The 17,430-nt window shown below is 70.8% G+C and carries 13 protein-coding genes; 5 read left to right on the top strand and 8 right to left on the bottom strand.

The genetic code is table 11. From position 1 onward, the window contains the following. Positions 1-7 precede the first annotated feature (7 nt). From AAW13_RS16195 to AAW13_RS16185, 3 genes are read left to right on the top strand one after another with little or no spacing between them, the layout of a single operon-like run. The gene (locus tag AAW13_RS16195; RefSeq protein ID WP_046729600.1) at positions 8-844 is read left to right on the top strand and encodes a CoA transferase subunit A; all 837 of its coding nucleotides are present in this window, start codon (positions 8-10) and stop codon (positions 842-844) included. Beyond that, positions 841-1,569, top strand: coding sequence for a CoA-transferase subunit beta (locus AAW13_RS16190; protein WP_046729599.1), 729 nt, complete (start codon positions 841-843; stop codon positions 1,567-1,569). The genes AAW13_RS16195 and AAW13_RS16190 overlap by 4 nt, the downstream gene beginning before the upstream one ends. Beyond that, positions 1,569-2,618 (top strand): NAD(P)H-dependent flavin oxidoreductase, encoded by a 1,050-nt coding sequence (locus AAW13_RS16185; protein WP_046729598.1) that lies wholly within the window; start codon positions 1,569-1,571, stop codon positions 2,616-2,618. The genes AAW13_RS16190 and AAW13_RS16185 overlap by 1 nt, the downstream gene beginning before the upstream one ends. Before the next feature lie 9 nt (positions 2,619-2,627). Here AAW13_RS16185 and AAW13_RS16180 read toward each other — a convergent pair whose 3' ends face one another. From AAW13_RS16180 to AAW13_RS16170, 3 genes are read right to left on the bottom strand one after another with little or no spacing between them, the layout of a single operon-like run. Continuing rightward, a complete protein-coding gene (locus AAW13_RS16180) occupies positions 2,628-3,785 on the bottom strand; it encodes an acetyl-CoA C-acetyltransferase (RefSeq protein ID WP_046729597.1) in 1,158 nt (385 codons plus the stop codon). 46 nt (positions 3,786-3,831) lie between these two features. Then, positions 3,832-4,443: a TetR/AcrR family transcriptional regulator gene (locus AAW13_RS16175; RefSeq protein ID WP_046729596.1), complete on the bottom strand. Its 612-nt coding sequence runs from the start codon at positions 4,441-4,443 to the stop codon at positions 3,832-3,834. A 25-nt stretch (positions 4,444-4,468) separates the two neighbouring features. Then, entirely contained in the window at positions 4,469-5,257 is a 789-nt protein-coding gene (locus tag AAW13_RS16170) for an SDR family oxidoreductase (RefSeq protein ID WP_046729595.1), read from the bottom strand. A gap of 53 nt (positions 5,258-5,310) precedes the next feature. Between AAW13_RS16170 and AAW13_RS16165 the strand changes: the two genes are divergently transcribed. Beyond that, positions 5,311-6,450, top strand: coding sequence for an acyl-CoA dehydrogenase family protein (locus AAW13_RS16165; RefSeq protein ID WP_046729594.1), 1,140 nt, complete (start codon positions 5,311-5,313; stop codon positions 6,448-6,450). A gap of 1 nt (position 6,451) precedes the next feature. Beyond that, a complete protein-coding gene (locus tag AAW13_RS16160) occupies positions 6,452-7,417 on the top strand; it encodes an acyl-CoA dehydrogenase family protein (RefSeq protein ID WP_046729593.1) in 966 nt (321 codons plus the stop codon). Positions 7,418-7,471: 54 nt separating this feature from the next. Here AAW13_RS16160 and qcrB read toward each other — a convergent pair whose 3' ends face one another. The 5 genes from qcrB to AAW13_RS16135 form a co-directional block, all read right to left on the bottom strand. Beyond that, on the bottom strand, positions 7,472-9,130 hold the full coding sequence (qcrB, locus tag AAW13_RS16155; protein ID WP_046729592.1) for a cytochrome bc1 complex cytochrome b subunit: 1,659 nt from the start codon (positions 9,128-9,130) through the stop codon (positions 7,472-7,474). A gap of 76 nt (positions 9,131-9,206) precedes the next feature. Then, positions 9,207-9,968 (bottom strand): VWA domain-containing protein, encoded by a 762-nt coding sequence (locus tag AAW13_RS16150; protein ID WP_046729591.1) that lies wholly within the window; start codon positions 9,966-9,968, stop codon positions 9,207-9,209. 151 nt (positions 9,969-10,119) lie between these two features. Beyond that, positions 10,120-11,580, bottom strand: coding sequence for a glutamate synthase subunit beta (locus tag AAW13_RS16145; RefSeq protein ID WP_046729590.1), 1,461 nt, complete (start codon positions 11,578-11,580; stop codon positions 10,120-10,122). Beyond that, positions 11,573-16,168 (bottom strand): glutamate synthase large subunit, encoded by a 4,596-nt coding sequence (gene gltB, locus AAW13_RS16140; RefSeq protein WP_071659570.1) that lies wholly within the window; start codon positions 16,166-16,168, stop codon positions 11,573-11,575. The genes AAW13_RS16145 and gltB overlap by 8 nt, the downstream gene beginning before the upstream one ends. Positions 16,169-16,542: 374 nt before the next feature. Next, positions 16,543-17,274 carry a VIT1/CCC1 transporter family protein gene (locus AAW13_RS16135; RefSeq protein WP_046729588.1) on the bottom strand — a complete coding sequence of 244 codons (732 nt, stop codon included), beginning with the start codon at positions 17,272-17,274 and terminating at the stop codon, positions 16,543-16,545. Between the last annotated feature and the right edge of the window lie 156 nt (positions 17,275-17,430).

Below are 17,430 nucleotides of genomic sequence, written 5' to 3'. Positions count from 1 at the left end.
CAAGACGATGACCGCCGACGAGGTCGTCGCCCGGCTGACGAGCGGCATGACCCTCGGCATCGGTGGCTGGGGCTCCCGACGCAAACCGATGTCCCTGGTCAGAGCGTTGCTTCGGACCGGCATCGACGATCTCACCCTGGTCTCGTACGGCGGTCCCGACGTCGGGATGCTGGTCGCGGCCGGCCGGGTGCGCAGGCTGGTGACGGCCTTCGTCACGCTCGACTCCGTCCCCCTCGAACCGCACTACCGCGCGGCCCGCGAACGCGGCGCGCTCGAACTGACCGAGGTGGACGAGGGCATGTTCATGTGGGGCCTGCACGCGGCGGCGAACCGGCTGCCGTTCCTCCCGGTGCGGGCCGGCCTCGGCTCGGACGTCATGCGGGTCAACCCGGGCCTGCGTACGGTCACCTCGCCGTACGACGACGCAGAGACGTTCGTGGCGATGCCCGCCCTCCGGCTGGACGCGGCCCTGGTCCACGTCAACCGCGCCGACCGGCTGGGCAACGGACAGTACCTGGGCCCGGACCCGTACTTCGACGACCTGTTCTGCGCGGCGGCGGACACGGCCTACGTCTCCTGTGAACGGCTGGTGGACACGGCCGAGTTGACGAAGGCGGCGGCCCCGCAGTCGCTGCTGGTCAAACGGCTCGACGTGACGGGGGTGGTGGAGGCGCCGGGCGGCGCCCACTTCACGTCCTGCGCTCCGGACTACGGCCGGGACGAGGAGTTCCAGCGCTTGTACGCGAGCACTCCGTGGGAGGACTTCTCGACACGCTTCCTGGCCGGTGACGAACAGGCCTACCGGTCGGCGGTGCGTGACTGGCAGGAGGAGCAGGCCCGATGAACGTTCTCCGCTCCGAGTACTGCGTGCTGGCCTGTGCCGAGGCCTGGCGCGGCTCCGGTGAGATCCTGGCGAGCCCGATGGGTCTGATCCCCTCCCTGGGCGCCCGGCTGGCCCGGCTCACTTTCGCCCCGGACCTGCTGCTCACCGACGGCGAGGCGACCCTGGTCCGGCCGGACGGGACGCCGGAGGGCTGGCTGCCCTACCGTCAGCATCTCGCGCTGGTGGCCGGCGGACGGCGGCACGTGATGATGGGCGCGAGCCAGCTCGACCGGTACGGCAACCAGAACATCTCGTGCATCGGCGACTGGGCCCGGCCCCGGCGGCAGTTGCTCGGGGTGCGCGGGGCGACCCTGAACACGCTGAACAACCCGACGAGTTACTGGGTGCCGAAGCACTCACGGCGGGTGTTCGTGGAGCGGGTCGACATGGTGTGCGGGGTGGGCTACGACCGGGTGGCCCGGCATCCGGGCACGGAACGCTTCCACCGGATCCACCGGGTGGTCACCGACCTCGGGGTCCTCGACTTCGAGACCCCGGACCACTCGATGCGGCTGGCGGCGCTGCATCCGGGGGTGCGCGTCGACGAGGTCCGGGAGGCGACGGACTTCGAGCTCGTGGTGCCGGACGAGGTGCCTCGCACCCGCGAGCCGGACGCGGAGGAGCTGCGGCTGATCCGCGAAGTGCTCGATCCCGGTGGCGCGCGGACGAGGGAGGTCGCCGGCTGATGGAGACGGCGCTGACCCGGCTGGTGGGGATCCGGCATCCGGTGGTGCAGACGGGGATGGGCTGGGTGGCCGGCCCCCGGCTGGTCTCGGCGACGGCCAACGCCGGGGCCCTCGGCATCCTGGCCTCCGCCACGATGACCCTGGACCAGTTGCGGGCCGCGATAGCGGAGGTGCGGTGCCGCACGGACGCCCCGTTCGGGGTGAACCTGCGGGCGGACGCGGCCGACGCCGGTGACCGGGTGCGGCTGATCGTCGACGGGGGTGTGCGGGTGGCGTCCTTCGCGCTGGCTCCCTCCCCCGAGCTGATCACCGAGCTGAAGGCGGCGGGCGTGGTGGTGATCCCGTCCGTGGGGGCCCGGCGGCACGCCGAGAAGGTGGCGGCCTGGGGCGCGGACGCGGTGATCGTGCAGGGCGGCGAGGGCGGCGGGCACACCGGCGAGGTGGCGACCAGCGTGCTGCTGCCGCAGGTGGTGGACGCGGTGCGGATACCGGTGGTGGCCGCCGGCGGGTTCTTCGACGGGCGGGGACTGATGGCGGCGCTGGCGTACGGCGCGGCGGGCGTGGCGATGGGCACCCGGTTCCTGCTCACCTCCGACTCGGCGGTGCCGGACGCGGTCAAGGCGAGATATCTGGCGGCGACGGTGAAGGACGTCACCGTCACCCGGGCGGTGGACGGGCTGCCGCACCGGATGCTGCGGTCCGATCTGGTGGCCTCGCTGGAGCGTTCGGGCCGGGCCCGGAGTCTGCTGCATGCGATACGGCGGGCGGCGGGGTTCCGGAAGCTGTCCGGGCTCACCTGGCGGCAGCTGGTCCGGGACGGCCTGGCCCTGCGGCACGGCAAGGAGCTGTCGTGGAGTCAGGTGCTGCTGGCCGCGAACACGCCGATGCTGCTCAGGTCGGCGATGGTGGACGGCCGGACGGACCTGGGGGTGATGGCGGCCGGGCAGGTCGCCGGGGTGATCGACGACCTGCCGTCGTGCGCGGAACTGGTGGAACGGATCATGAAGGAGGCCGAGGAGGTCAGAACCCGGCTCACAACCGCTCGATGAACATGGCCTTCACAGCCGTTCGATGATCGTCACGTTCGCCTGGCCGCCGCCCTCGCACATCGTCTGGAGGCCGAACCGGCCGTCGGTGCGTTCCAGTTCGTGGAGGAGGGTCGTCATGAGCTTGACGCCGGTCGCGCCGAGGGGGTGGCCGAGGGCGATGGCGCCGCCGTTGACGTTGACCCTGGCGGGGTCGGCGCCGGTCTCCTTGAGCCAGGCGAGGACGACCGGGGCGAACGCCTCGTTGATCTCGACGAGGTCGATGGCGTCGATGGTCAGGCCGGTCTTCTTCAGCGCGTGGGCGGTGGCGGGGATCGGGGCGGAGAGCATCCGGATCGGGTCCTCGCCGCGGACGGAGAGGTGGTGGACGCGGGCGCGGGGACGCAGTCCGTGTTCGCGGACGGCCCGTTCGGAGGCGAGGAGCATCGCGGCGGCGCCGTCGGAGACCTGGGAGGAGCAGGCGGCGGTGATGGTGCCGCCGTCGACGACCGGTCTGAGGGCGGCCATCTTCTCCAGGGAGGTGTCCCGGCGCGGGCCCTCGTCCACCGGGACGTGACCGTAGGGGACCGTCTCGCGTTCGAAGCGGCCCTCGTCGATGGCGCTCAGTGCCCGCCGGTGGGAGCGCAGGGCGAACTCCTCCTGGTCCTGGCGGCTGATGCCCCACTTGGCGGCGATCATCTCGGCGCCGGCGAACTGGTTGACGGGCTGCCGTCCGTACCGGGCGCGCCAGCCCTCGCTGCCCAGGAAGGGCCCCTCGGTCAGGCCCAGCGGCTCGGCGGCCTGGCGGGAGGCGAACGCGATGGGGATCTGGGACATGTTCTGGACGCCGCCGGCGACCACCAGGTCCTGGGTGCCCGACAGGACGGCCTGCGCGGCGAAGTGCACGGCCTGCTGCGAGGAGCCGCACTGCCGGTCGACGGTGACGCCCGGCACCTCCTCGGGCAGACCGGCCGCCAGCCAGCTGGTGCGTGCGATGTCACCGGCCTGCGGTCCGACCGCGTCCAGGCAGCCGAAGACGACGTCCTCGACGGCGGCCGGGTCCACGCCGGACCGTTCGATGAGGGCGGTCAGCACATGGGCGCCCAGGTCGGCCGGGTGGACCCCGCTGAGTCCGCCCCCGCGCCGCCCGACCGGCGTGCGCACCGCTTCGACTATGTAGGCCTCGGCCATGTCATCGACTCCCTGCCCAGAAAGGGGTTTTCAACGAATGGGTGAGCTACTCGCGGACGGCGATCCCGTCCAGCACCATCGACAGGTACTGCCGGGCGATCTCCTCCGGGCTGTGCTGTCCGCCCGGCCGGTACCAGGAGGCGGCGACCCATACCGTGTCGCGCACGAACCGGTAGGTGAGACGGACGTCGAGGTCGGCGCGGAAGACGCGCGCGGCGACCCCGCGTTCCAGCGTGGCCAGCCACGCCTTCTCGAACCTGCGCTGCGACTCGGCGAGAAAGGCGAACCTGTCCTGCGCCACCAGTTGCCTGCTCTCCTTCTGGTAGATCGCGACGGCGGCGCGGTGCCGGTCGATCTCCCGGAAGGACTCGGTGACGAGGGCTTCGAGGGTCTCGCGGGGGCCGAGTGCGGCGTCCAGGACGGTGTCGTAACCGTCCCAGAGCTCGTCGAGGAAGGTCCGCAGGATCTCCTCCAGCATCGATTCCTTGGAGTCGAAGTGGTAGTAGAGGCTGCCCGCGAGCATGCCCGCGTGATCGGCGATCTTGCGTACGGTGGTGGCGTTGTAGCCCTGTTCGGCGAAGACCTCGGCGGCGGTCTCGAGGAGTTCACGGCGCCGGGCGGGGGCGGCGGTCACCTGGGGCTTCTTCTTGGTCGGCACGGGTCCATTGTGATCGCTCCGGGGGTCAGGGATGCTGGCCGCTGACGGAGACGACCTCGCCGGTGAGGTACGAGGAGTAGCCGGACGCCAGGAAGACGATGGCGTTGGCCACCTCCCAGGGTTCGGCGTGGCGGCCGAAGGCCTCACGGGCGGTGAGTTCCGCCAGCAGGTCGGCCGAGGTCACCTTCACCAGGTGGGGGTGCATGGCGAGGCTCGGCGCCACGGCGTTGACCCGGACCCCGTACTCGGCGGCCTCCATCGCCGCGCAGCGGGTCAGCGCCATCACCCCGGCCTTGGCGGCGGCGTAGTGCGCCTGCCCGGCCTGGGCCCGCCAGCCGAGGACGGAGGAGTTGTTGACGACCACCCCGCCGTGCCCGCCCTCCCGGAACCGCCGCAGGGCGGCCCGCAGGCAGCGGAAGGTGCCTCCCAAGGTGACGTCGAGGACCCGCGACCACTGGTCGTCACTCATGTCGGCGATCGGCGAAGTCCCGCCGAGACCGGCGTTGTTGACGACGATGTCCAGCCGTCCGTGGTCCCGGACGGCGGTGTCGAACAGGGCCCCCACCTGCGCCTCGTCGGTCACGTCGCACGCGACGGCGCCGACGGCGCCGGGGAACTCCCGGGCGAGTTCGGCCTCGTGCTCCTTGAGCCGCCGGGCATGCGCGTCGCTGATGAGTACGCGCGCACCCTCCTCCAGGAAGCGCCGCGCGGTCGCCCCGCCGATCCCCGCCCCGGCCGCGGCGGTGATGACGGCGGTGCGGCCCTCGAGCAGCCCGTGCCCGGGCACGTACTCCGGAGTCTCGACGCCTGTCATAGGGCCACGCTAACCTACCAAACACTTGTTAGGGAAGGACGGTGACGGAGGCAGTGGACCTGACCCACACCCCGGCGGACGAGGAGTTCCGCGCCGAGGCCCGCGCCTGGCTGACGGCGCATGTGCCACCCCGCCCGCTCCCCTCCCTGGAGACCGCGGAGGGCTTCGCGGCGCACCGCGCCTGGGAGGCCGAACTGGCCGCGGACCGCTGGTCGGTGGTGTCCTGGCCGGAGCGGTACGGCGGCCGGGACGCGGGGCTGGTCCGCTGGCTGGTCTTCGAGGAGGAGTACTACGCGGCGGGTGCGCCGGGCCGGGTCGGCCAGAACGGCGTCAGCCTGCTCGCCCCGACCCTCTTCGACCACGGCACCGAGGAGCAGCGCGCCCGGGTGCTGCCGCCGATGGCCACCGGGGAGGTGGTCTGGGCGCAGGCCTGGTCCGAACCGGAGGCCGGTTCCGACCTGGCCGCCCTGAGGTCCAGGGCGGTGCGGACGGCCGGCGGCTGGCTGCTGACCGGCCAGAAGACCTGGTCGTCACGGGCGGCCTTCGCCGACCGTGCCTTCGGCCTGTTCCGCAGCGATCCGGACACCCCCGGACCGCACCAGGGGCTCACGTACCTGATGTTCGACCTGCGCGCGCCGGGCGTGACCGTCCGGCCCATCGGCCGCCTCGACGGGAAGCCCGCCTTCGCCGAACTCTTCCTGGACCAGGTGTTCGTGCCGGACGAGGACGTGATCGGCGAACCGGGGCAGGGCTGGCGGATCGCGATGTCGACGGCGGGCAACGAGCGGGGACTGACCCTGCGGTCGCCGGGCCGGTTCCTGGCCTGCGCCGACCGGCTGCTGAGCCTCTGGCAGGAACAGGGTGCCCCGGAGTCCGCCGCGGCCGGGGTGGCCGACGCCGTCGTCCGCGCCCGCGCCTATCAGCTGTTCACCTACGCGGCCGCCTCGCGCCACCTGGACGGCGAGGCGCTGGGTCCGGAGTCCAGCCTCAACAAGGTGTTCTGGTCCGAGCTGGACCTCGCGCTGCACGAGACGGCGCTCGACCTGCTCGGCCCGGCGGGTGAGGAGGCCGGCTCACCGTGGTCCGAGGGGTATGTCTTCGCGCTCGCCGGTCCCGTCTACGCGGGCACCAACGAGATCCAGCGCGACATCATCGCCGAGCGCCTGCTCGGCCTGCCGAAGGGACGCCGCTGACATGCGTTTCCTCCTCGACACCGGGCAGCGCGACTTCGCGTCCGCCCTGCGGGCACTGCTGGCGGCGGCGGACACCCCGCGGGTGGTACGGGACTGGAGCCGCGGTGAGCACGCGAGCGGACGGGCGCTGTGGGGTCGTATCGCCGAGGCGGGGGTGTTCGGTCTTGCGGTGCCGGAGGAGTACGGCGGGGCGGGCCGCCGGCCGGTCGAACTCGCCGTCGCCTTCGTCGAGCTGGGACGGTACGCGGTGCCCGGGCCGTCGGTCGAGACGGTGGCGGCCGCCGTGCTGCTCGGCGAGCGGGCCGACCTGGCGAAGCGGTTCCTGCCGGAACTGGCGTCGGGCAGTGCGATGGCGACCGTGACGATGTCCTTCGCCCGGCACGGGTACGGACTCGCGCTGGACGGGGACGCGGCGCAGGTACGGCTGGCCGCCACGCCGGAGGGACTGCGGTTGTCGCCCGGTGCCGGTGCGGTGCGCCGGTCCCTGGATCCGGCGCGCAGGCTCACCCCGCTCCCCCCGGTCGGCGAGCTGGTCGGCGCGGAACCGGCATGGGCGGAGGCACTGCTCTGGGCCCGGCTGGCGACGGCGGCCCAGGCGCTGGGCGTGGGGCTGGCGCTGCTCGACCGGACGGTGGCGTACGTCAAGCAGCGCACCCAGTTCGGCGTGCCCATCGGGTCGTTCCAGGCGGTCCGGCATCGGCTGGCCGATGTGCGGATCGCGCTGGAGTTCGCCCGGCCGCTGGTCTTCGGAGCGGCGGTGACGATGAGTCCGGCGGACGTGGCCGCGGCGAAGCTCAGCGCGTGCGAGGCGGGGTACGCGGCGGCGCGGGCGGCACTGCAACTGCATGGGGCGATCGGGTACACGGCGGAGTACGACCTGTCGCTCTGGCTGACCAAAGCGCGGGCGTTGCGGGGGGCTTGGGGTGCGCCGGAGGAGTGCAGACGGGTGGTCCTCGGTCGTCCTTAGGCTGCGGGCCGGTGGGGGCTGGTCGCGCAGTTCCCCGCGCCCCTGCGGGGCGCGTCAGTGATCGCCTCTTGTCAGCTCCCGGTACTCCTCCTGGGTCGGCTTGGGGATGTGGGTGTCCGGGCCGTACATCCCTCTGGCCAGGCTTGCCCGTACCCGCTGCGAGAGCGTGACCTTCCGCCGTACCCCGTTGGCGTCCTCCAGCGGGCCCAGTTCGTAGGGCGGGTTCTGTTCGTGCTGGGTGAGGGTGAACAGCTGGGCCTGGCTGAGGGGTTCGTGGACCTCGATGTACTCGCCGTGCGGAAGCATCTTGATGAGGCCGGTCTCCCTGCCGTGCAGCACCTTGTCGCGGTCCCGGCGTTGCAGTCCGAGACAGACTCGCTTGGTGACGACGAAGGCGAGGACGGGGGCGACGAAGACGGAGATCCGTACGAACCAGGTGATCGTGTTGATGGAGAGATGCAGGTGGGTGGCCACGATGTCGTTGCCGCCGCCGATCAGCAGCACGAAGTAGACGGTGAGCCAGGCGACGCCGAGGGCGGTGCGGACAGGGGCGTTGCGCGGCCGGTCGAGGATGTGGTGCTCGCGTCTGTCGCCGGTGATCCACGCCTCGATGAACGGGTAGACGCCGATGGCGAGGAGGAAGAGCGGGAAGAGCGAGAAGGGGATGAAGACACCCAGTTCCAGGGTGTGGCCCCAGGCGTTGATCTCCCAGCCGGGCATCACCCGGATCAGGCCCTCGGAGAAGCCGAGGTACCAGTCGGGCTGGGCGCCGGTGGTCACCAGGTCGGGGCGGTAGGGGCCGAAGGCCCACACCGGGTTGATGGTGGCGATGGCACCGATGAACGCGAGGACGCCGAAGACGAGGAAGAAGAAACCGCCGGCCTTGGCCATGTAGACCGGCAGGAAGGGCATGCCGACCACGCTCTTCTGGTCGCGTCCGGGCGCCGGGTACTGGGTGTGCTTGTGGTAGAAGACCAGGATCAGGTGGGCGACGACCAGGCCCAGCATGATCCCGGGCAGCAGCAGCACGTGGATCGGGAAGAACCGCGAGATGATGTCGTGGCCGGGGAACTCCCCGCCGAACAGGAACATCGAGATGTACGAGCCGACGATCGGGATCGACAGGATCGCGCCGTCGGCGAACCGGACGCCGGTGCCGGAGAGCAGGTCGTCGGGGAGCGAGTAGCCGGTCAGGCCGGTGAGGATGGCGAGGAACAGCAGCGTCCAGCCGAACAGCCAGTTGACCTCGCGGGGCTTGCGGAAGGCGCCGGTGAAGAACACCCGCATCATGTGGACGACCATGCCGGCCACGAAGACCAGCGCCGCCCAGTGGTGGATCTGCCGGATCAGCAGGCCGCCGCGCACGTCGAAGCTGATGTGCAGCGTCGACTCGTACGCCTTGGTCATGATGATGCCGTTCAGCGGCTCGTAGGTGCCGTGGTAGACGACCTCGGCGCCGCTGGGCTCGAAGAACAGGGTGAGGTAGATGCCCGTGAGGATCAGGATGAGGAAGCTGTAGAGGCAGACCTCGCCCAGCATGAAGGACCAGTGGTCCGGGAACACCTTGCGCATGTTGGCCTTGGCCAGGCTGTAGATCCCGAGCCGCCCGTCCGCCCAGTCCGCGAGTTTCTCGCCCTTGCCGGGCGGAGCCGCCCGGTCCGCGGAACTCCCCAGCCGTACCTGTCCGTTCACCGTTCGCGCGCCGTCGTCCATACGTCGCCCGCCTCCCCGCCGGATCACCCCTCAGGGTGGCACGCCGGAGCGCTACAGCCAACGGGGCGACGTAAACTCAGGCCGCTCCGACGCCCGGCCCGACGCCCGCTCCGCCGCCCGGCCCGACGATGCCCGCCGCCCGCGCCGCCGCCAGCCACTGCGGGAACTCGCCGACGACCCGGTCGTACAGCTCCCCGTCCGGGACCTTCCGCGGGTCCGAACCGGCGTGGAAGAAGCCCGCGTTGTCCACCACCCGCTTCCCCGGCACCGCCAGCTCGTCGAGCCTGCGCAGGAAGTCGAACTGCTTGCTGCGCGGGTCGCCGAAGCCGACGAACTGCCAGAACAGCGGCAGCTTCGCCGCCTTGCACAGGTAGCGTTCCGCGGCGAGCTTGTTGATCGGGCCGCCGTCGGTCTGGAAGACGACCAGGGCGGGCGCGGTGGACCCGCTGTCCAGGTAGTGGTCGATCACGGCGTCCATGGCCAGGTGGTAGCTGGTCTTCCCCATGTGCCCGAGCCCGGCCGCGATCTTCTCGATCCGGCCCTCGTGCCCGGCGAGTTCGATGTCGGTGACCGCGTCGATGTCGGTGGAGAAGAAGACGACGGGCACCCGGCCGTCGTCGTCCAGGTGCGCGGAGAGACCGAGCACCCGGTCGGCGAGCGCCTGCACACTGCCGTCCGCGTAGTACGGCTTCATCGAGCCGGAGTAGTCGACGACCAGGTAGACGGCGGCACGCAGGCCGTCGAGTCCGTGCTTGGTGAGGGAGATCCCGGCGGAGCGGTAGGCACCGACGAGGGCGGGCGCTGTCCGCTCCACCTTGCTGAGACTGATCGCGGCCATCGTCTGCTTCCCCTCGCCCCGTGGTCAGGAGGCCGAGGTTACTTGATCAGCGGACATGCGGCGGCGCCTGCCCGGTCGTCCGGTCGGGGACTGTGGGGCAGGCGCCGTCAGTGTTCCGTACGCCTTTGTACGGGACGTTCTTCGGGGGGTGTCAGACCATCAGCGAGCGGTCCGTCGGGCGGATCGGGGCCGGGAGGTCGCTCGCTCCGGTGAGGAAGCGGTCGACGCCCTTGGCGGCCGAGCGGCCCTCGGCGATCGCCCAGACGATCAGGGACTGGCCGCGGCCCGCGTCACCGGCGACGAAGACACCGGGGACGCTGGTCTGGAAGTCCGCGTCGCGGGCGACGTTGCCACGCTCGTCGAGGTCGACGCCGAACTGCTCGACCAGGCCGTTGACCCGGTCGGTGCCGGTGAAGCCCATGGCCAGGGTGACCAGCTGGGCCGGGATCTTCCGCTCGGTGCCCGGCTTCGAGGTCAGCTTGCCGTCGACGAACTCCACCTCGGTGAGGTGCAGCCACTGGACGTTGCCGTCCTCGTCGCCCTCGAAGTGGGTGGTGGAGACGGAGTAGACCCGCTCGCCGCCCTCCTCGTGCGCCGAGGTGACCTTGTAGAGCATCGGGAAGGTCGGCCACGGCTGGTTCGGCGCGCGGTCCTCGCCCGGCCGGGGCATGATCTCCAGCTGGGTGACGGAGGCCGCGCCCTGGCGGTGGGCGGTGCCCACGCAGTCCGCGCCCGTGTCACCGCCGCCGATCACGACGACGTGCTTGCCCTCGGCCGTGATCGGGGAGGTGACGTAGTCGCCCTCCTGGACCTTGTTGGACAGCGGCAGGTACTCCATCGCCTGGTGGACGCCCTTGAGTTCACGGCCGGGGACCGGGAGGTCACGGGCGGTGGTGGCGCCGGCGGCGATGACGACCGCGTCGTACCGCTTCTTGAGGTCGGTCGCCTTGAGGTCGACGCCGATCTCGATCCCGGTACGGAAGCGGGTGCCCTCCGCGCGCATCTGCTCGATACGGCGGTTGATGTGCCGCTTCTCCATCTTGAACTCGGGGATGCCGTACCGGAGCAGGCCGCCGATGCGGTCGGCGCGCTCGTAGACGGCGACCGTGTGGCCGGCCCGGGTCAGCTGCTGGGCGGCGGCCAGGCCCGCCGGGCCGGAGCCGATGACGGCGACGGTCTTGCCCGACAGGCGCTCGGGGGCCTGCGGGGCGACGGTGCCCGCGTCCCACGCCTTGTCGATGATGGAGACCTCGACGTTCTTGATGGTGACGGCCGGCTGGTTGATGCCGAGCACGCAGGCCGACTCGCAGGGGGCCGGGCAGAGGCGACCGGTGAACTCCGGGAAGTTGTTGGTCGCGTGCAGCCGCTCCGACGCGGCCGTCCAGTCCTCGCGGTAGGCGAAGTCGTTCCACTCGGGGATCAGGTTCCCGAGCGGACAGCCGTTGTGGCAGAACGGGATGCCGCAGTCCATGCACCGGCTGGCCTGCTTGCTGATGATCGGCAGCAGCGAGCCGGGGACGTAGACCTCGTTCCAGTCCCGGACACGGTCGGCGACGGGGCGGGTCTCGGCGACCTCACGGCCGTGGTTCAGGAAGCCCTTCGGGTCAGCCATTGATCGCCGCCTCCATCATCTTCTCGTGGGTCTCCGTCTCGGAGAGACCCGCTCGCTCGGCGGCGTCCTTGGCGGCGAGCACTGCCTTGAAAGTACCGGGAATGATCTTGCTGAACCGCTGCACGGCCGTGTCCCAGTCGGCGAGCAGCTTCTCGGCGACCGTGGAGCCGGTCTCCTCGGCGTGCCGGCGCACCACGTCGTGCAGCCACTGCTTGTCGGTGTCGTCGAGCGCCTCGACGGCCTCCAGGTTGCCGGCGTTGACGTTGTCGACGTTCAGGTCGATCACGTACGCGATGCCGCCGGACATACCGGCCGCGAAGTTGCGGCCCGTCTCCCCGAGGACCACCGCGTGACCACCGGTCATGTACTCGCAGCCGTGGTCGCCCACGCCTTCCGAGACGACGGTCGCGCCGGAGTTGCGGACGCAGAACCGCTCGCCCGTCCGGCCGCGCAGGAACAGCTCGCCGCCGGTCGCACCGTAGGCGATGGTGTTGCCCGCGATGGTGGAGTACTCCGCGAGGTGGTCTGCGTTCCGGTCCGGACGGACGATCACCCGGCCGCCCGACAGGCCCTTGCCGACGTAGTCGTTGGCGTCGCCCTCCAGGCGGAGCGTGACACCGCGCGGCAGGAAGGCGCCGAAGGACTGGCCGGCCGAGCCGGTGAAGGTGATGTCGATGGTGTCGTCGGGCAGGCCCGCGCCGCCGAACTTCTTCGTCACCTCGTGGCCGAGCATGGTGCCGACCGTGCGGTTGATGTTGCGCACCTTGACCTGGGCGCGCACCGGGTGGGCGTCGGTGGCGCTGGAGGCGGCCAGGGCGTCCGCGGCGAGCTTGATCAGCTCGTTGTCCAGGGCCTTCTCCAGGCCGTGGTCCTGCGCGATCGTCTGGTGCAGGGCCGCGCCCTCGGGCAGCTCGGGCACGTAGAAGAGCGGGGCCAGGTCCAGGCCCTGCGCCTTCCAGTGGTCGACGGCACGGGTGACGTCCAGCGCCTCCGCGTGGCCGACGGCCTCCTCGATGGTGCGGAAGCCCAGCTCGGCGAGGATCTCGCGGACCTCCTCGGCGATGAACTGGAAGAAGTTCACCACGTACTCGGCCTTGCCGTTGAAGCGGTCGCGCAGCACCGGGTTCTGGGTGGCGACGCCGACCGGGCAGGTGTCGAGGTGGCAGACGCGCATCATGATGCAGCCCGAGACGACGAGCGGCGCGGTCGCGAAACCGAACTCCTCGGCGCCGAGCAGCGCGGCGATCACCACGTCACGGCCGGTCTTCAGCTGGCCGTCGGTCTGCACGACGATGCGGTCGCGCAGGCCGTTGAGCAGCAGGGTCTGCTGGGTCTCGGCGAGGCCGAGCTCCCAGGGACCGCCCGCGTGCTTCAGCGAGGTCAGCGGGGAGGCACCCGTACCACCGTCGTGACCGGAGATCAGCACCACGTCCGCGTGCGCCTTGGACACACCCGCCGCGACCGTGCCGACGCCGACCTCGGAGACCAGCTTGACGTGGATCCGGGCCTTCGGGTTCGCGTTCTTGAGGTCGTGGATCAGCTGAGCCAGGTCCTCGATGGAGTAGATGTCGTGGTGCGGCGGCGGCGAGATCAGACCGACACCCGGGGTGGAGTGCCGGGTCTTGGCGACCCACGGGTAGACCTTGTGGCCGGGCAGCTGGCCGCCCTCGCCGGGCTTGGCGCCCTGGGCCATCTTGATCTGGATGTCGTCCGCGTTGACCAGGTACTCGGAGGTGACGCCGAAGCGGCCGGAGGCGACCTGCTTGATCGCGCTGCGCCGCGCCGGGTCGTACAGGCGGTCCGGGTCCTCGCCGCCCTCACCGGTGTTGGACTTGCCGCCCAGCTGGTTCATGGCGATGGCGAGGGTCTCGTGGGCCTCGCGCGAGATGGAGCCGTACGACATGGCGCCGGTGGAGAAGCGCTTGACGATCTCGGAGACCGGCTCGACCTCGTCGATGGAGATCGACGGGCGGTCGCTCTTGAAACCGAAGAGCCCGCGCAGCGTCATCAGGCGCTCGGACTGCTCGTTCACGCGGTCCGTGTACTTCTTGAAGATGTCGTAGCGGTTCGAGCGCGTCGAGTGCTGGAGGCGGAAGACCGTCTCCGGGTCGAACAGGTGCGGCTCGCCCTCACGGCGCCACTGGTACTCGCCGCCTATGTCGAGGGCACGGTGCGCCGGGGCGATGCCGGAGGCCGGGTAGGCCTTGGCGTGCCGGGCGGCGACCTCCTTGGCGACGACGTCGATGCCGACGCCACCGATCTTGGAGGCGGTGCCGTTGAAGTACTTCTCCACGAAGCCCGCTTCGAGACCGACGGCCTCGAAGACCTGGGCGCCGCGGTAGGAGGCGACCGTCGAGATGCCCATCTTGGACATGACCTTCAGGACGCCCTTGCCGAGGGCGTAGATCAGGTTGCGGATGGCCTGCTCCGCCTCCATGCCCGGCAGGAAGGTGCCCGCGCGGACCAGGTCCTCGACGGACTCCATGGCCAGGTACGGGTTGACGGCGGCCGCGCCGAAGCCGATCAGCAGGGCGACGTGGTGGACCTCGCGGACGTCACCGGCCTCGACGAGCAGGCCCACGTGGGTGCGCTGCTTGGTGCGGATGAGGTGGTGGTGCACGGCGGCGGTGAGCAGCAGCGAGGGGATCGGCGCGTGCTCGGCGTCCGAGTGGCGGTCCGACAGGACGATCAGCCGGGCGCCGTTCTCGATGGCGGCGTCGGCCTCGGCGCAGATCTCCTCGATGCGCGCGGCGAGGGAGTCGCCGCCGCCGGAGACCCGGTACAGGCCGGACAGGGTCGCGGCCTTGAAGCCGGGCATGTCGCCGTCGGCGTTGATGTGGATGAGCTTGGCGAGCTCGTCGTTGTCGATCACCGGGAAGGGCAGCACGACGCTGCGGCAGGACGCGGCGGTCGGCTCCAGCAGGTTGCCGGCGGGGCCGAGGGACGAGCGCAGGGAGGTGACGAGCTCCTCCCGGATGGCGTCCAGCGGCGGGTTGGTGACCTGCGCGAACAGCTGGGTGAAGTAGTCGAAGAGCAGCCGCGGCCGGGCGGACAGCGCGGCGATCGGCGAGTCGGTGCCCATGGAGCCGATCGGCTCGGCGCCGGCCTTGGCCATCGGCGCCAGGATGACGCGCAGCTCCTCCTCGGTGTAGCCGAAGGTCTGCTGGCGGCGGGTGACCGAGGCGTGGGTGTGCACGATGTGCTCGCGCTCGGGCAGGTCGCCGAGTTCGATCTCGCCGGCCTCCAGCCACTCCGCGTACGGCTGCTCGGCGGCGAGGGACGCCTTGATCTCGTCGTCCTCGATGATGCGGTGCTCGACGGTGTCGACGAGGAACATCCGGCCGGGCTGAAGGCGGCCCTTGCGGACGACCTTCGACGGGTCGATGTCGAGGACGCCGACCTCGGAGCCGAGGACGACCAGGCCGTCGTCGGTGACCCAGTAGCGGCCGGGGCGCAGGCCGTTGCGGTCGAGCACGGCACCGACCTGGGAGCCGTCGGTGAAGGTGACGCAGGCGGGACCGTCCCAGGGCTCCATCATCGTGGAGTGGTAGCCGTAGAAGGCGCGGCGGGCCGCGTCCATGGAGTCGTGGTTCTCCCACGCCTCCGGGATCATCATCAGCACGGAGTGCGGCAGGGAACGCCCGCCCAGGTGCAGGAGTTCGAGCACCTCGTCGAAGGACGCCGAGTCGGAGGCGTCGGGCGTACAGATCGGGAAGACCCGGTCGAGCTTCTCCTGCGGGCCGAACAGGTCGGAGACCAGCTGGGACTCGCGGGCGACCATCCAGTTGCGGTTGCCCTTGACGGTGTTGATCTCACCGTTGTGGGCGACGAACCGGTACGGGTGGGCGAGCGGCCACGAGGGGAAGGTGTTGGTGGAGAACCGGGAGTGCACGAGCGCGATCGCGGACGAGAAGCGGCGGTCGGACAGGTCCGGGAAGAAGGGCTCCAGCTGGCCGGTGGTCAGCATGCCCTTGTAGACGATGGTCCGCGCGGACAGCGACGGGAAGTAGACGCCCACCTCGCGCTCGGCGCGCTTGCGCAGCACGAACGCCTTGCGGTCCAGCGCGATGCCCTCGCTGGCGTGGTCGGTCACGAAGACCTGCCGGAAGACCGGCATGGTGGAGCGGGCGGTGGCGCCGAGCAGTTCCGGGGCGACCGGGACCTCGCGCCAGCCGAGGACGGTGAGGCCCTCCTCGTCCGCGATCGTCTCGATCCGCGAGACGGCGTCCTCGGTGCCGTCCTCCGGGAGGAAGGCGATACCGACGGCGTACGAACCGGCCGCCGGCAGGTCGAATCCGGCCACCTCACGGAAGAAGGTGTCGGGCACCTGGGAGAGCAGGCCCGCGCCGTCGCCGGAGTCCGGCTCGGAACCGGTGGCGCCGCGGTGCTCCAGGTTGCGCAGCACCGTGAGCGCCTGCTCGACCAGCGCATGGCTCGCCTCGCCGGTGAGGGTGGCCACGAAGCCGACGCCACAGGCGTCGCGTTCGTTGCGGGGGTCGTACATACCCTGCGCAGCAGGGCGAGCATCCATGAACGACCAGTTCTGGCCATTCGCGGAGTGCTGGGACGGCTGGCGCGGCGTACGCATCGGCTCTCCCGTCGTCGTCAGTGGCATATAGCAGGTGCCGAGGGACGACGCTGGCCCTCTGCGTTTTTGTTGCGAAATTTCACGCAGGTTACATGATGGAGCGGTTCTCGGGAACCGGATACACCGTTCCAACATGCGGACGCCGCAGGGGTGTACGGCGGGGTACCGCACCAGGCGGTGAAGGCGGTGGGGGACCGATCAGGACAGATCTGTGTCCATCGGTCCAAGGGGGTGGGGATGAGCGTCGTGTCACCCCGAAGGTGCACGACAGGCGTCATTGCCTGCGGCGCTTACGGCTCATGCCCAGTGGTTAAGCATTCGAAACCAGCGAGTAACGGCTACTTATGCGGCCCAACGCATAAGTAGCGGTAGACCTATCCTACGGCCGTTCCGAACAGCGTGCCCAGGGCGTACGTCACACCGGCCGCCGCGCCACCGAGGGCGAGCTGCCGCAGCCCGCTGAACCACCAGCTCCGCGCGGTCACCTTGGCCACCACGGCACCGCAGCCGAACAGCCCGGCGAGGGCCAGCAGCAGAGCGGGCCAGAGAGCGGTGGCACCGAGCAGGAACGGCAGTACGGGGAGGAGGGCGCCCAGCGCGAACGACCCGAAGGACGACACCGCGGCGACCAGCGGCGACGGCAGATCACCGGGGTCGATCCCCAGCTCCTCGCGCGCATGTATCTCCAGCGCCTGCTCGGGATCGGCCGACAGCTGCCGGGCGACCTCCCGCGCGAGCGCCGGCTCCACACCCCTCGCCTCGTACAGCGCGGCCAGCTCGGCCTCCTCGTCCTGCGGATGACGGCGCAGCTCCCGGCGCTCGACGTCCAGCTCGGCCTCGACGAGTTCGCGCTGCGAGGCGACGGACGTGTACTCGCCCGCCGCCATGGAGAAGGCACCGGCGGCGAGCCCCGCGAGGCCGGTGATGACGATGGTCTGGTGACCGACGGCGCCGCCCGCCACGCCGGTCATCAGCGCGAGGTTGGAGACCAGGCCGTCCATGGCACCGAAGACCGCGGGCCGCAGCCAGCCGCCGTTGACGTCCCGGTGGGTGTGGTTGTCGCGGTGGGCTTCGTGGAGCGTCGCTTCGGTTTCGATGATGGCCATGAGGGGTCCCCCAGAAGTCTCGGCAGGCGGCCTCGCATAAGCTGAGGCAAAGCTAACTTTGGACAAGTTCTATCTTTTGACAACGCCACAGTACGTCGCCGCATTCCGTGCCGCCAGCAAGGAAAGGCTGGGCTAACCTGCGGTTTTACCCTTCTC

Source organism: Streptomyces humi, from assembly GCF_001005085.2.
GTDB classification, from domain to species: Bacteria; Actinomycetota; Actinomycetes; order Streptomycetales; family Streptomycetaceae; genus Streptomyces; species Streptomyces humi.
This window is presented reverse-complemented; position numbering and strand designations above follow the sequence as displayed.